The organism is Streptomyces davaonensis JCM 4913, assembly GCF_000349325.1.
GTDB lineage: Bacteria > Actinomycetota > Actinomycetes > Streptomycetales > Streptomycetaceae > Streptomyces > Streptomyces davaonensis.
The window spans coordinates 8,010,767-8,025,020 of sequence record NC_020504.1 but is presented as its reverse complement, the minus strand read 5'-3'; the positions used below and the strand labels follow the sequence as shown (position 1 = coordinate 8,025,020).

At 71.0% G+C, this 14,254-nt stretch carries 15 protein-coding genes; 5 read left to right on the top strand and 10 right to left on the bottom strand.

The annotated features are described in order from the left end of the window. The first annotated feature begins 71 nt into the window (after window positions 1–71). Complete coding sequence (locus tag BN159_RS35540; RefSeq protein WP_003977404.1) at window positions 72–446, top strand: RNA polymerase-binding protein RbpA; 375 nt, start codon at window positions 72–74, stop codon at window positions 444–446. Window positions 447–550: 104 nt separating this feature from the next. On the opposite strand, the gene fxsA is transcribed toward BN159_RS35540, so the two are convergent. From fxsA to BN159_RS35520, 4 genes are all read right to left on the bottom strand, one after another. Then, window positions 551–1,108: an FxsA family membrane protein gene (gene fxsA / locus BN159_RS35535; RefSeq protein WP_015661874.1), complete on the bottom strand. Its 558-nt coding sequence runs from the start codon at window positions 1,106–1,108 to the stop codon at window positions 551–553. 72 nt (window positions 1,109–1,180) lie between these two features. Then, window positions 1,181–1,993, bottom strand: coding sequence for a polyprenol monophosphomannose synthase (locus BN159_RS35530; protein WP_015661873.1), 813 nt, complete (start codon window positions 1,991–1,993; stop codon window positions 1,181–1,183). Window positions 1,994–2,483: 490 nt separating this feature from the next. Continuing rightward, complete coding sequence (locus tag BN159_RS35525; RefSeq protein ID WP_015661872.1) at window positions 2,484–4,085, bottom strand: amidohydrolase; 1,602 nt, start codon at window positions 4,083–4,085, stop codon at window positions 2,484–2,486. Window positions 4,086–4,133: 48 nt separating this feature from the next. Beyond that, entirely contained in the window at window positions 4,134–4,574 is a 441-nt protein-coding gene (locus BN159_RS35520) for an Lrp/AsnC family transcriptional regulator (protein WP_015661871.1), read from the bottom strand. 279 nt (window positions 4,575–4,853) lie between these two features. Here BN159_RS35520 and BN159_RS35515 point away from each other — a divergent pair, with 279 nt between their 5' ends. Then, window positions 4,854–5,297, top strand: a complete 444-nt coding sequence (locus BN159_RS35515) for a hypothetical protein (RefSeq protein WP_015661870.1) — start codon at window positions 4,854–4,856, stop codon at window positions 5,295–5,297. Between the two features lie 37 nt (window positions 5,298–5,334). Here BN159_RS35515 and BN159_RS35510 read toward each other — a convergent pair whose 3' ends face one another. Together BN159_RS35510 and BN159_RS35505 are read right to left on the bottom strand one after the other, a co-directional pair. Beyond that, on the bottom strand, window positions 5,335–6,432 hold the full coding sequence (locus BN159_RS35510; protein WP_015661869.1) for a phosphotransferase family protein: 1,098 nt from the start codon (window positions 6,430–6,432) through the stop codon (window positions 5,335–5,337). Window positions 6,433–6,443: 11 nt separating this feature from the next. Beyond that, window positions 6,444–7,484 carry a hypothetical protein gene (locus tag BN159_RS35505; RefSeq protein ID WP_051113692.1) on the bottom strand — a complete coding sequence of 347 codons (1,041 nt, stop codon included), beginning with the start codon at window positions 7,482–7,484 and terminating at the stop codon, window positions 6,444–6,446. 203 nt (window positions 7,485–7,687) lie between these two features. Between BN159_RS35505 and BN159_RS47230 the strand changes: the two genes are divergently transcribed. Then, on the top strand, window positions 7,688–7,936 hold the full coding sequence (locus tag BN159_RS47230; protein ID WP_078598925.1) for a hypothetical protein: 249 nt from the start codon (window positions 7,688–7,690) through the stop codon (window positions 7,934–7,936). On the opposite strand, the gene BN159_RS35500 is transcribed toward BN159_RS47230, so the two are convergent. Beyond that, the gene (locus tag BN159_RS35500) at window positions 7,899–9,071 is read right to left on the bottom strand and encodes an acyl-CoA dehydrogenase family protein (protein ID WP_015661867.1); all 1,173 of its coding nucleotides are present in this window, start codon (window positions 9,069–9,071) and stop codon (window positions 7,899–7,901) included. The two genes, BN159_RS47230 and BN159_RS35500, sit on opposite strands and share 38 nt — an antisense overlap. Window positions 9,072–9,398: 327 nt before the next feature. Between BN159_RS35500 and BN159_RS35495 the strand changes: the two genes are divergently transcribed. Next, a complete protein-coding gene (locus BN159_RS35495; RefSeq protein WP_015661866.1) occupies window positions 9,399–10,664 on the top strand; it encodes a glycoside hydrolase family 18 protein in 1,266 nt (421 codons plus the stop codon). 61 nt (window positions 10,665–10,725) lie between these two features. Here the strand turns inward: BN159_RS35495 and BN159_RS35490 are convergent, their stop codons facing one another. The 3 genes from BN159_RS35490 to BN159_RS35485 form a co-directional block, all read right to left on the bottom strand. Then, window positions 10,726–11,385, bottom strand: coding sequence for a TetR/AcrR family transcriptional regulator (locus tag BN159_RS35490; RefSeq protein WP_015661865.1), 660 nt, complete (start codon window positions 11,383–11,385; stop codon window positions 10,726–10,728). 77 nt (window positions 11,386–11,462) lie between these two features. Next, the gene (locus tag BN159_RS45435; RefSeq protein ID WP_015661864.1) at window positions 11,463–11,603 is read right to left on the bottom strand and encodes an SCO1431 family membrane protein; all 141 of its coding nucleotides are present in this window, start codon (window positions 11,601–11,603) and stop codon (window positions 11,463–11,465) included. A 94-nt stretch (window positions 11,604–11,697) separates the two neighbouring features. Further along, the gene (locus BN159_RS35485) at window positions 11,698–13,065 is read right to left on the bottom strand and encodes a peptidase C39 family protein (RefSeq protein ID WP_015661863.1); all 1,368 of its coding nucleotides are present in this window, start codon (window positions 13,063–13,065) and stop codon (window positions 11,698–11,700) included. Window positions 13,066–13,231: 166 nt separating this feature from the next. Between BN159_RS35485 and BN159_RS35480 the strand changes: the two genes are divergently transcribed. Further along, window positions 13,232–13,882: a uridine kinase family protein gene (locus tag BN159_RS35480; protein WP_015661862.1), complete on the top strand. Its 651-nt coding sequence runs from the start codon at window positions 13,232–13,234 to the stop codon at window positions 13,880–13,882. Window positions 13,883–14,254 lie beyond the last annotated feature (372 nt).

The window sequence follows — 14,254 nt, the reverse complement described above, 5'->3', positions numbered from 1 at the left end:
ACCGGACGTTGACCGGATGACGACGACAGCGACACCTGTCCTGTGGGCGACAAGCCCGGGAGGCACGATTCATGAGTGAGCGAGCTCTTCGCGGCACGCGCCTCGTGGTGACCAGCTACGAGACGGACCGCGGCATCGACCTGGCCCCGCGCCAGGCCGTGGAGTACGCATGCGAGAAGGGGCACCGCTTCGAGATGCCCTTCTCGGTCGAGGCGGAGATCCCGCCGGAGTGGGAGTGCAAGGTCTGCGGGGCCCAGGCACTCCTCGTTGACGGCGACGGCCCTGAGGAGAAGAAGGCCAAGCCCGCGCGTACGCATTGGGACATGCTGATGGAGCGGCGCACCCGTGAGGAACTCGAAGAGGTCCTTGAGGAGCGCCTGGCCGTTCTGCGTTCCGGCGCGATGAACATCGCGGTCCACCCCAGGGACAGCCGTAAGTCGGCCTAGTCCTGCCGGGTCCGGAACCCGATTCAGCTAGACAGCACAAGACCGCGGGCGCCGTACGTTCGACGTACGGCGCCCGCGGTCTTGTTCGCTCAGTGTGCGTCGACTCAGTGCGTGAGCGGCGGGCGCGGGCCCTCGGGCGTGTCGCCCGGCTCGTCCCGGATGACCTCGCCCTGCACGACCTTGCCGTCGGGCCGGTGGATCCGGGCCTGCTGGAAGGCGTCGCCGAGGGTACCCGGTCCGGCCTTGCGGAGCCTCTTCTCGAGGGTGCGCTCCGTGTACCGCCCGAGCGCCTTCTGGACCGGCGGGATCAGCAGGAGCAGACCGACCACGTCCGAGACCAGGCCGGGCAGCATCAGCAGCAGTCCGCCGAGCATCATCAGGCCGTTGCCACCGCCGGAGGGGGCCGGGGTACCGCCGCGCTGCAAGGTCTCGTTGAGGTTCTGGAAGGCGCGCCGGCCCGCCCGCTTGATCACCACGGCGCCCAGCAGCAGGCCCGCGACCAGCAGCAGGAAGACGGTGAAGCCGCCCGCCGCGTCCGCGACCACGGTCAGCAGCCAGATCTCCAGCACCAGCCACGCGGCGATGCCCAGCGGCAGGAAGGTGCGCAGCCGGGAGCGCCGGGGCCGGGCGGGATGCGTGGGAGTCGGTGCGCCAGTCGTCATGCATCCAGTGTGCCTGCACCCTGCTCAGTGCGGGATAAGCGGACGGTCAGCAGGGCGCGCGCAGTGGCAGGACTACGACCGGGGCGGCTGAGGCGGCTTGTTGGCGCGACCGAGGAGCTTCCCGGCCCGCTCCTGCGCACCCCAGGTGGTGACCCGCCACAGGGCCTCCACCAGAATGTCGCGGCTCATCTTGGAGTCGCCCAGCTCGCGTTCGACGAAGGTGATGGGCACCTCGATGACGTGGTAGCCCGCCTTGACCGCGCGACGGGCGAGGTCGACCTGGAAGCAGTAGCCCTGGGAGGCGACGTCGTCGAGGCCGAGGCCCTCCAGGGTCTCGCGGCGGAAGGCGCGGTAGCCGCCGGTGATGTCCCGCAGCGGCAGGTCCAGGGCCACGCGGGAGTACAGGCTGCCGCCGCGGGAGATGAACTCACGGCTCTTGGGCCAGTTCACCACCCGGCCGCCGGGCACCCAGCGGGACCCCAGGACCAGGTCGGCGCTCTTCAGCGCGGTGAGCAGCCGGGGCAGCTCCTCCGGCCGGTGGGAGCCGTCCGCGTCCATCTCGACCAGGACGCCGTAGCCCTTGTCCAGGCCCCAGCGGAAGCCCGCGAGGTAGGCCGCACCGAGGCCCTCCTTGCCCTTGCGGTGCAGCACCTGGACGTGATCGTCCTCGGCGGCCAGCTCATCGGCGAGCTTGCCGGTGCCGTCGGGGCTGTTGTCGTCGGCCACGAGGACATGCGCCTCGGGTACGGCCGAGCGCACCCGGCCGACGATCGCCTTGATGTTCTCCGCCTCGTTGTAGGTCGGAATGATCACCAACGCCGTGCCGAGCGGGCCGAACCGCTTCCCTGAGGCCTCCGCCTCACGGATCCCGTCGCCGTCGTTCACTGCTGCCCCTTCGTGTGCGTCCGCAGACGTCCACCTTAGTGGGCGCGGCCTGCGATTACGTGACATCACGTTCGTATGGTGGTGTCCAAACCACAAGAGCGGGGTAAGCATCAGGTTTTCGGATCATGCGCGCCCTCTGCGGAGGGGCCCGCTGCGGATGGGGGCCCGGCGCCCTTCGGGCCGACCTGGAACCCGCTGGCTGCGGGTCGACCTAAAGCCGTTGTCTACTGAGCGCCCGGGCCCCACCCGGGTCACACCTCCCCGACCGGCCGGAACGTTCCCTCGCCGTGGCGCGGGCGCTGCGGAAGTTCTCGGATCCCAGGTCGGGCGTCCGGTGGTGGACTCGGCCGAACCTACCGGCCCCCTGCCGTCGGCTGTCAACAACTGTTTGACCTGCGGGTCCGCACTCAGTGCCCTGGTCAGCGCGGAGGACGCGCAGGTCGCGCGACGGGGCGGCGGCGCCGGATCGGCGATACGCCACCCCCGGAGATCACTCGCCCGGCCGTACGAACACCGTCCGTCCGCCGACCACCGTGCGCAGACAGACCGGCAGGTCGTGGCCCGGGGTGAGATCGGGCAGGCCAGGGGTGCCGGAGCGGGGGTCGGTGGACCAGCGGGCGACGCGGTCGTCGGGAGCCTGGACGACCAGTTCGTCGGTGCGCCACACGGCGTAGTCCGCGGGCGCGCCGGGGACCAGCACGCCCGCGTCGTCGCGGCCGGTCGCGCGCCAGCCGCCCCGCGTGTGCGCGGTGAACGCGGCCCGCACCGAGACCCGTTGCTCGGGGGTGCGGTGGAAGGCGGCGGCACGGACCGTGCCCCAGGGGTCCAGGGGCGTGACCGGGCTGTCGGAGCCGAAGGCGAGCGGGACACCGGCCTTCAGGAGCGCCGCGAAGGGGTTGAGGGTGCGGGCGCGCTCGGCGCCCAGTCGTGCGGTGTACATGCCCTCCTCGCCGCCCCACAGCGCGTCGAAGGCGGGCTGGACCGAGGCGGTGAGACCGAGTTCGGCGAACGCGGCGATGGTCTCGGGCGTCAGCATCTCGGCGTGCTCGACGCGGTGCCGGGCGGCGCGGACGCGGGCGAGGCCGACCTTCTCGGCGGCGGCGCGCACGCCCTCGACCACGGCCGTCACGGCGGCGTCGCCGATCGCGTGGAAGCCCGCCTGGAGCCCCGCCTCGGTGCAGGCGGCGACATGGGCGGCGACGGCGGCGGCGTCCAGGTAGGCGATGCCGGTGTGCCCGGCGTCGGCGTACGGCTGGTGCAGACAGGCGGTGTGCGAGCCGAGGGCGCCGTCGACGAAGAGGTCCCCCGCCGCGCCGGCCGCGCCGAGCTCCCGTGCCTTGTCGACGTCCTGTTCGGCCCAGTAGCCGACGATCCGGGGCCCTGGTTCCTCGGCGGCGAGCCGGAGCAGGCCGGTGAAGTCGTCCTCGGAGGAGATGTCCGGGCCCGCGCACTCGTGCAGGGTGCCGATGCCGAGGGAGGCCGCGTGGGCGAGGGCGGCGCGCTGCGCCTCGACGCGCTGGGCGGACGTCACGGCGGCGAGCGCGGCGGCCCGCACGGTGTGGTGGGCGTCGGCGGTGAGCGGTCCGTCGGGCGCGGCGAGATCCGGCGTCAGTTCCAGCAGCGCGGTCGTCACGACCGCCGAGTGGACGTCGATACGGGAGAGATACAGGGGCCGTCCGCCGGTGGCCGCGTCCAGCTCGGCACGCGTCGGGGGGCGGCCGTCGGGCCAGCGGGCGGAGTCCCAGCCGTGCCCGAGCAGAACCCGGTCCTGCGGACGGGCGGCGGCGAAGGCCCGTACGAGATCCAGGGCCGCCGCCAGGGAGGGGGCGGTGGACAGGTCGAGGCCGGTCAGTGCGAGGCCCGTGGCGGTGGTGTGCACATGGGCGTCGGTGAAGGCCGGGGTGACCAGCGCGCCGTCCAGATCCAGGACCTCGTCCACACCGTCCGCGAAGGCGTCAGCGGCCCCTTCGGACCCGACCCAGGCGACCTGCCCCCGCTCGACGACCATCGCGGTGGCGAACGGGTCGGCGGGGCTGTGGACCTCCCCGCGGCGAAGCAGAAGGGTCTTGGACTCGGCGGTGCGCTCACTCATGGGGGACAGTCTCCCGCCTCGCCCCGCCCGCCCGGCACGCAGGTCGGCTCAGATGCGGGGTGGGCGTGCCTCGTAGGGCGTGGAGAGCACCACCGTCGTACGGGTGGAGACGCCGGCCAGGGAGCGCAGGCGAGCCAGCAGCTCCTCCAGCTCGTGCGGCGTGGCCACGCGCACCTTGAGGATGTAGTTCTCGTCCCCCGCGACGCTGTGGCACGCCTCGATCTCGGGCACCCCGGCGAGCCGGTCCGCGATGTCGTCGGGCGCGCTGGGGTCGAACGGTTTCACCGAGATGAACGCGGTCATGGGCAGCCCGACCGCCTCGGAGTCCACGACCGCGGCGTAGCCACGGATGACGCCACGCTGTTCGAGCCGTCGCACCCGCTGGTGCACGGCCGACGTGGACAGGCCCGTGGCCTTGCCCAGGTCTGTGTAGCTCATCCGCCCGTCCTTGACGAGCAGCTGCACGATCTGTCGGTCCAGCTCCTCCATGGCGCAAGAACCTACAGTGCCCCTGACCTCCTGGGACACCTGAGCGGCCCAGGTCATACCCGGTTCGTGATGTGACCGGCCGAAGTCCGGCGGAAGACTGTGAGCCGCCTGGGGGACAAACCGGCCGCGTCGGGCACCTGCGGGCGGCATGTGACGAACGCCACAGCCACCGAACCGGCTCCGTGATGTTCTCGTGATTACCGCCGAGACGGGACGGGAAGTGCTTGCTGTGGTCGAGGCCGCAGTGCCTGAACGGCCCAGCCCGAGGGGGAGAATCCCATGCAGAGTCTTAAGCGCCCTGGTCGTACCGGAGCCAAGCGCCCGCAGCTGGTCGTCGAGCCCGAGCCGGAGGGCGTCGAACCCGACGCGTCCGACTTCGCCGACGACGAGTTCGACGCGTACGACACCTTCGAGATGTACCGGGTGATCTGCCCGGACTGCGCCCAGCCCATCGCGCTGCTGGCGGACGAGGAGGTCCTGCCGGAGCACGCGCTGTGCGCCTCGCCGTGGAACCCGTTCGGCCTGACGGTGTGCGCCGGCACCGGCCGTCGCGCCACCGAGGCCCGCTCCGCGGACGAGTCGGCCGAACCCCAGGAGCAGGACACCGCGCTGCTGTTGACGCTCCCTCAGGGTCTTGACTGGCGGACCCAGCCCTTCTCGCACGTCGGCGGCCCGAGCTCGCGCCCGATGCGCGTGCCGGCGATGCGGCGCCACGCCGCCTGAGCGCAGGCGGCGCGGCACGACGTCGCTGTCGGATCGCTCAATCCCAGTAGCTGCCCTGCACCATGGCTCGCAGGCTGCCGTGGTGCAGGATCAGTGTGTCCGGGTCCGCCGGGATCTCGGCCTCGCCGAAGTGGACCTGGCGGTAGGCGATCCGCAGCATCACGACGCCGTGCCGCAGGGCGGCGTACAGCGTGTAGAAGTCCATGTCCCGCGGGGTGTGCCCGGTGAGTTCCGCATAGCGGGCCTCGACCCGGTCGCGGCGCAGGAAGTCCGGCAGGCCGCGCTGTCCGAAGGCCACCGTCAGGTCCTGGAAGAAGCGGTGCAGATAGACGGTCCAGCCGAGGTCGACCTCGCGCGGGGCCAGGGCCGCCATCTCCCAGTCGAGGACGGCCGCGGGTGCGAACACGTCGTAGACGACGTTCCCGATCCGCGCGTCGCCCCAGTTGAGCACGGGAGTACCCGGATCGCGCGGCCAGAGTTCCGCCAGGCGTGCGAAGGCGTCCTCGATCAGCGGTGAGCGGGCGAGGCCGTCAACCACCCATTCGTAGTAGGCGCGTTGGGCTTCGACGTGCCGTCGCAGCGTGTCGCCCGTGCCGGGAGGCGCCAGGAACTCGGCCTCCGGCAGCGGTACTTGGTCGTGCAGCCGGGCCAGCACCCCGACCGTCGCCGACTCCAGTCGCTCACGCTCCTCGTCACTCGCCGCGTGCAGCCAGTTGCCCTCGTAGGTGTACGGCATGACGTCCGGCGGCACGCGCCCCTCGACGCGCTCCATGACGAAGAAGGGCGCCCCGAGCGGGCCGGGATCCTCCTCCAGCCACAGCACCCTCGGTACGGGCACGTCCGTGCGCTCGGCGACGAGGCGCATCGTCCGGTACTGGCACGGCATGTCGTACACCGGGAAGACGGTGTACGCCGCCGGGTCCGCCGCCAGCCGCAACGCGCAGGAGCGCACCGGGGGTTCGGGGTGCTCGATGTCGAAGAGGAGGGTCTCGCTGGACAGGCCGTTGGACTCGGGGACGGTGACGCCGACGGCCTTGGCGCCGGGCAGCCGCGTGCCGAGCCAGGCGGTGAGGCGGCGGGCGATGTCCTCCGGATCGCGGGTGGTGGTGCGCGGGCGGGGTGCTGTGGCTGCCATGTGGTGGCCCCCTAGGGTGCGACCGAAGTGAAGTCCGCGAAGCCGCTCGGGTCGTGCCGCCCGAACGAGCCGTACTCGAAGATGCCGTGGCCGGTTCGTCCGTCCAGGCGGAAGCGCGCGGCGTGATCGGTGACGCCGTACGCGGCCAGGGGGTGGGCGTCGGTGAGGTCGTAGGTGCGCCGGTCGACCCAGCCGCGGCCCTGCCAGGTGCCGTGCTGCCAGTCGTCGGCGGGCGGGTAGCCGGCGCCGATCGCGAGCGGGGAGGAGGTGAGGACCTCCACCTGGAGTTCCCTCGGTTTGCGGACGTCGCCGAGGTGGACGAGGGCGCTCTCGGGGTGCCGGGTGCCCGGACGGTAGGTGATCTCGGCCTGGGGCCAGCCGAGTTGGCGGTCGCGGTGGCCGGGGCGGACCAGCGTCGCCTCGTTCAGTGAGCGGTGCCCGTCCGCGTCCTCCTGGACGATCACCATCAGGAACCGGTCCTCGAAGCGGACCGGGCACCAGATCCAGTGGAATCCCTCGGTCGGGTGCTCCTCGGCGAGCCGTCCGCCCTCCTCCCCCGGCACGGGCCGCACGCCCCAGCTGCGGTCTCGGGTGCCGGTCCAGTCGGCGGCGGTGACCCGGAACTCCTCGCCGGCCGCGCGGACGACCCCCGCCACGCTGCCCGCCTGCACGAACCGGCGCCCTTCGAGGGTGAGCCGGTCGCCGCGGCGCTGGAGGTGATGGGGTTCCCACAGGGCGGGGAAGTCGGCGGTCCACGTGAGGTCGTACGAGAGCGAGTCGTCGTCGCTCACCAGCCGCAGCCGGCGCAGTGGCTCCTCGACCTCGATCCGCAGCGGTCCGACGGCGAGCCGCATCCGGTCCTCGTCGAGCGCGTCCGAGGCACGTACGGCGTGCAGGGTGTCCCCCACCCGCAGGGTGGCGTAGGCGTCGATCACCCCGAGGTTCGGGTACACCCCGAGACCGACGATCAGCAGGGCACGCCCCTGGTGGTCGAGGATGTGGAAGATGCAGCGGTCGTAGGCGTTCCGGTCGCCGGTCGCCACGTGCTTCATGGACAGGGGGACCTGGTGCACCGGGTACTCGTCGAGCGGTACCGGGCGGTCGTCGTCGGCCACGGGAGACCTCCCTGGAGGCGGGCTGGCCTGACGGTACGTCAGACGGCCTCAGGTGGCCAGAGACGGAACCGGACGCCGACGAACGCACGGCCGATTCCGTCCATCGGTGACCTGCCCCGTCGCCCCCGCGTTGCCCTGGTATGACCCCCACCTATTCGACGACCGGGCGTCAACGACTCATCTTCGTGCCGCAACCCGCAGAATCGGTTCCGCTTGCCCCGCCGCAGCCCCCGGACCCGCCCATCTACCGGGATCTGATGCGCACTTGGGCCGACGGGGGCCGCACCCTGCCGGGCCGCCACGACCCGGAGTGGATCCGGCTGGCGGCGCCGACGGTGCGGCCCGGTGCGTTCAGCGCCCCTCGGGACCCGCGAGGTGACGGGCGATGACCATGCGCTGGATCTGGTTGGTGCCCTCGACGATCTGGAGCACTTTCGCCTCGCGCATGTAGCGCTCGGCCGGGAAGTCCGCGGTGTAGCCGTACCCGCCGAGAATCTGCACGGCGTCGGTGGTCACCTTCATCGCGGTGTCGGTGCAGTGCAGCTTGGCCATGGCGGCCTGCTTGGCGAACGGCCGCCCCGCGTCCCTCAGCCGCGCCGCCGACAGGTACAGCGCCCGGCCGGCCTCGATCTGGGTCGCCATGTCGGCGAGCATGAACCGCAGGCCCTGGAAGTCGGAGATCGGCCGCCCGAACTGCTTGCGCCCCGCCGCGTACGCCACGGCCTCGTCCAGCGCCGCCTGGGCCACGCCGATCGCGCAGGCCGCGATGCCGAGGCGCCCGGAGTCCAGCGCGGACAGGGCGATGGCGAAGCCCTGTCCCTCCTCGCCGAGCCGCCGGTCGTCGGAGACCCGTACGCCGTCGAAGTGGACCTGTGCGGTCGGGGAGCCCTTCATGCCCATCTTCTTCTCGGGCGCCGCCGCGCTCAGCCCCTCGGCGTCGCCGGGCACCAGGAAGGCGGTGATCCCGCGCGGGCCCTCCTCGCCGGTGCGGGCCATGACCGTGTAGTAGTCGGCGATGCCGCCATGGGTGATCCAGGCCTTCGTCCCGGTGATCACCCAGTCGTCGCCGTCCCGCACCGCCTTGGTGCGCAGGGAGGCTGCGTCGGAGCCGGAGGAGGGCTCGGAGAGGCAGTAGGCGCCGAGCAGTCCGCCGCCGAGCATCGCGGGCAGGTGCTCGACCTGCTGCTCCTTGGTGCCGTAGGCGGCGAGCGCGTAGGAGGCCAGGGTGTGCACGCTGACCCCGAGGCCGACGGTGAGCCGGGCGGCCGCGAGCTCTTCGAGGACCTGGAGGTAGACCTCGTACGGCTGATCGCCGCCGCCGTACTCGGAGTCGTAGGGCAGGCCGAGGAGGCCCGATTCCGACAGCAGGGCGAAGACCTCGCGCGGGAAGCGTCCGGCGTCCTCCTCCTCGGCCGCCTTCGGGGCGATCTCACGCTGCGCGATGTCGCGGACGAGCGAGATCAGATCCCGGGCCTCGTCCGTGGGCAGTTGCCGGTCCACCGGCTGCGGGGCGCGGTCGGGCATGGCGACGCTCTCCTCCCTTTTCGGGCGCATCGGCGGGCGTGCGCCTTGGGTGGGGCGGCTCCGCCGGGTCTCACTGGGTACGGGCCGATGCCCGCACTCCCGGGTCACGGAAGCTGCTGACCAGCGGCTCTGCGCTGTGAGTATGCCCGATCGGAGGCACTGAGTCACCAGTTAACGACCGCTTACTCCAAGATAACTCAAGCTCGGGGAAATTGGTCCGAACCATTGACCGGACTGGTCTAGTCCTCCTAATGTGCGGGCACAACGCTTTACCGCGTTCATGCCAATCGGCGCGCGTTCCCCTCTCCCCCACGAGGAGACACCCGAATGCACATTCCCCACCGCACCCGATTCCGGGCGCTGGTCTCCGCCGCCTGTGCGGCCGTCCTCGGCGCCGGACTGCTCGCCGGGGCGGGTACGGCCACCGCGAAATCCAGCGCTCCCGCGGCCGAGGCGGCCGTGGACGCCAGAGCGGCAGGCGCCAAAGCAGCGGGCTCCAAGGTGATCGGCTATTTCACCGAATGGGGCACCTATGACCGCAAGTACTACGTCAAGAACATCCAGACCTCGGGTTCCGCCACCAAGCTCACCCACATCAACTACGCCTTCGGCAATGTCACCGGCGGAAAGTGCGCGATCGGCGACAATTACGCGGCCACCGAGCGGACCTACACCGCGGCCGAGTCGGTCGACGGCGTCGCGGACACCTGGGACCAGCCGCTGCGCGGCACCTTCAACCAGCTGCGCGAGCTGAAGAAGAAGCACCCGAACCTCAAGGTGCTGTGGTCCTTCGGCGGCTGGACCTGGTCCGGCGGCTTCGGCCAGGCGGCGCAGAACCCGGCCGCGTTCGCCCAGTCCTGCTACGACCTGGTCGAGAACTCCAAGTGGGCGGATGTCTTCGACGGCATCGACATCGACTGGGAGTATCCGAACAGCTGCGGCCTGACCTGTGACACCAGCGGCCGTGCGGCCTTCAAGAACCTGATGAAGGCGCTGCGCGCCAAGTTCGGCACCAACAACCTGGTGACCGCGGCGATCACCGCAGACGCCACGGCCGGCGGCAAGATCGACGCGGCGGACTACGCGGGCGCGGCCCAGTACGTCAACTGGTACAACCCCATGACCTACGACTACTTCGGCGCCTGGGACGCGGCCGGGCCGACGGCCCCGCACTCGCCGCTGACCTCCTACTCGGGCATCCCGAAGGCCGACATGCACAGCTCGGCGACCATCGCCAAGCTCAAGGGCCTCGGCATCCCGGCCTCCAAGCTCCTGCTCGGCATCGGCTTCTACGGCCGCGGCTGGACCGGAGTGACCCAGGCGGCGCCCGGCGGCACCGCGACCGGCCCGGCGGCCGGGACGTACGAGCAGGGCATCGAGGACTACAAGGTCCTGAAGACCAAGTGCCCGGCGACCGGCAAGGTGGGCGGCACCGCCTACGCCAAGTGCGGCAACAACTGGTGGAGTTACGACACCCCGGCGACCATCGCCTCGAAGATGACGTACAAGAACCAGCAGGGCCTGGCGGGCACGTTCTTCTGGGAGCTGAGCGGCGACACCGCGAACGGTGAGCTGATCAAGGCCATCAAGTAGCCCCTGGCACGGGGGACTTGAAGGGGCGGAGACCACGAGACTCCGCCCCTTCGTCATGCCCTCATGGGTTACGGCGGGCGGGCTGCGGGGCCTGGTAGGACGGGTCCAGTTCCTCCACGGCACGCAGGGCGCCGCCCAGGGTCTTCACCAGCAGATCGCGCATGGTGTCGCGGGAGAGTTCGGGGCGGTCTATCCAGTCCAGGGCCGCGCCCTCGACGCTGCACACCCAGGCCAGCAGGCTCATCCGGGCCAGCGGGGCGATGTCGGTACGGCCGTACGCGCCCTCGGCGATGGTCGCGACGATCGCCTCGCGCACGCCGTCCCGGATGCCGTGCACCTCGGTGTCGAAGCCGACGCCACCGCTGACGATCGTGCGGTAGGCGGCCTGGTTGTGCTCGGCGTAGCGCAGATAGCTGTCGATCGTGCGGTGGACCCGGTCCACCGGGGGCAGTTCGACGCCCCCCGCCGCGAAGGTGACCAGGTCGGCGACGGAGTCCTCGATGATCGCCAGGTAATAGCCGCGCTTGGACTGGAAGTAGTAGTAGATCAGCCCCTTGGCCACATGGGCCTGGCGCGCGATGTCGTCCATGGAGAGCGCGTCATAGGACGTGTCGGCGAACAACCTCCGCCCGATGGCGATGAGTTCGGCGCGCCGAGCCGCCGATCGCTCGGTGCCGCGTGCCCGGGGTCGTCCGACGGCAACGTGCTGCTGACTGTTCACATTTCGACCCTGGTCTCAAGCGGGCGGCGGGACCTCCGCAGTATGGCAGGTTCGAATATGTGTCAGGTCACATCGGGTCAGAGCAGACCGAGTTGGGTCACGAGCATCGCGACGACCACGACGAGGGTCCAGCCCAGGACGTGTTCGAGGATCTTCGGACCGTCTTCCCTGGGGCCGCCGGTGCGGACCCGGGTGGCGGTGGCTGCATTCGTACTCATCCGTCCACCTTGCCACCGGCCGGGGCTTTTGCGGCCGAGACCTTGGTCACAGGGACGGCCCCCGGGAAGGCTCCGGGGGCCGTCGTACGACGTCTCAGCGCACGCCCACCGCGGCGAGCGCCATGCGCTGGCGCACCGAGGGACGGGACGGGAAGTACAGGTAGCAGACGCCTCCGGTGCCCGAGACGACCTTGCCACTGGCGTTGTACCGCTTGGTGCGCAGCCAGATGTTCTCGAACTCCCGCCTGAGGTACACGCGCCGCACCGCCGCGTTGGTCGGCGAGTTCGGGTCGTTGGCGATCACGTCGCCCTCGGCGGTGAAGCCGATCACGGTCATCAGGTGCCCCGAGGTGCCGTAGCCCGCTCCGGTCAGCTCCTCCTTCAGGAAGGACTGGGACGTTATGGCCGGGATGCCCGCGGCGATCAGGGTTTCCAGGTCGGTCAGCGAGCCGAGCCGGGTGACGACGCCCTGGAGATCCTTGAAGGTGGCCGCGTAGGCGGCGTTGAACGGCCAGTTGCCGCAGCCCTCGTACTGGTGGTCGAAGGTGTACCGGGCCGCGTGGCAGATCTGCGGATCGGCGAACGCCGGGTCGACCCAGGCCAGTTGCTCCGGGGTGAGCCGGCCGCCCCAGTACTCGATGATCATCTGCGAGGAGGTGGGGCTGCACCAGGCCTCGCCGCCGTTGTCGTACTCGGGGTACTGGCCGATGTGGATCTCCTGCGAGTACCGCGGGACCGCCAGTTCCTGGGCGAGGCCGGGGGTGGTGGCGGGGACGGTGAAGCGGTCCTCGATGTCGGAGCCCATGGCGCCGAGCCGCCACACGGTGGGGGTCTTCTTCGTCCCCGGCTTGCGGTAGAGGGTCAGCCGCAGCCGGTAGGAAGTCAGGCGCAGTCCGGTCGCCGGGTCGTCGATCGCGAAGGTGTCGGTCCAGATCGTCGACTTGTCGTCGGTCTGGTCGTCGACGGAGGTCCGCTTGATGTCCTCGTCCCCGGCGGCCCAGCGGCCCATCACGTACCAGGGTGTGTCGGTGCCGTCGGAGTAGGTGCCCTTCAGCTCGATCTGGATCCAGGTGCCGGCCGGGGCGTGCGCGTTCCAGGACGCTATGGCCTCGGTCGAGGGCACCGAAAGCCGGTGCACGGGCGAGGTCCAGCTCGCGTACTCCCAGGTGGCGGTGGTGCCGGTGTGCGGGTCGGTGTAGTCGGCGAGGCCGATCGGCGACCCGATCACCAGGCCGGGACGGACCCCGGCCACGGCACGTGTGCCCTTGGCGGCGCCGGAGCGCCAGTCGGTGTACGTCGTCCAGGCGCGGTTGTCGATCCGGGCGCCCGCGGCACGCGCGGGGTCGGCGGTGGGGGTGCCACTCGCGGCGGCGGCCGGGACCGAGCCGGCACCGCCCGCCACGGCCGCGGCGACCGCGGCGGTCAGAACGGTTCTGCGGGACGGCTGTTCGGATCTGCTCATGGGCGGAAGACCCCCAGGTGTCCGAGTCGGGGCAGGTCCATTGCACGGTGTGTGCGCCAACTATGGACGTAAGCGGAGACCGCTGCCAGCACTTCGGAGCATGCCGCGGCAGGAATATTGGACTCGACCACTGGCATCACCCGAGCGCCGGATCACTAGACTTCCGGTGCACGCACCACTCACCCCGGGACCCGTCATCCACCAGCTCGCCTCGCGGCTCCACAGCCTCCCCGCCTCCTGCGGTCCGGTCCGTCTGATCGGGATCGACGGGCACGCCGGGTCCGGGAAGTCGACGTTCGCCGGGCGGCTGGCGCGGGCACTGGGCGGCGCGCCCGTGCTCCGGCTCGACGACATCGCCAGCCACGACGAGCTGTTCGACTGGACCGACCGCCTGCTGGCCCAGGTGATCGCGCCGCTCTCCCACGGCGAGACCGCCCACTACGCCCCCTACGACTGGCACACCCGCCGCTTCCGGCCCGCCGTCCCGCTGCCGCCCTCCCCCGTCGTCCTCGTCGAGGGAGTCGGCGCCGGGCGCCGGGCGCTGCGGCCGCATCTGGCCTTCCTGCTCTGGATGGATCTGCCGCGAGCGGAGTCCTGGGCGCGCGGCCGCTCGCGCGACGGCGAGGAGCAGCGGGAGTTCTGGGACGGCTGGGTCGCGGCGGAACGACGGCACTTCGCGGTGGACCCCTCAAGGCCCTTTTCGGATGTCCTGGTACGGCAGTGCGCGCAGGGGTACGAGCTGCGTTCCGGGCCTGCCGGGACAGGTGAAACGGACCACTTCCTCACGCTCAGTGAGGGACCATCCGCAATGTGGTGAAGCTGTGAAGAGGCGTCCTTTCAAAGTTGCCTGAGTGTCCCAACTCGGCTTGACCCAAGGGCCGTACAGGTCTTACGTTCTCAATGTGCGGTCGTCGAAGGCCGCCCCAAGACGCGAAGCCCCCGGTTGTTCCCCCGTGATCGGGGGCTTCGTTCTGCCTTCACCCCGTTTTCCGGCCGCGCCGGGGCGTGATTCGCTCACCCTCGGTCACCATGTCGTGCTCTCCTCGTCTGCTCCCACCTCGCCAAACGGCCGGTGCGGCACCCTGGGGCGGGCGACGCCACCGCAGGTACGATGCCCTCGGTGCGACCTGGACCGTTGCTCCGCGCACCGTTGCAACTCCGGTCCGCGGTACGGCGGTTCGACTCCAGC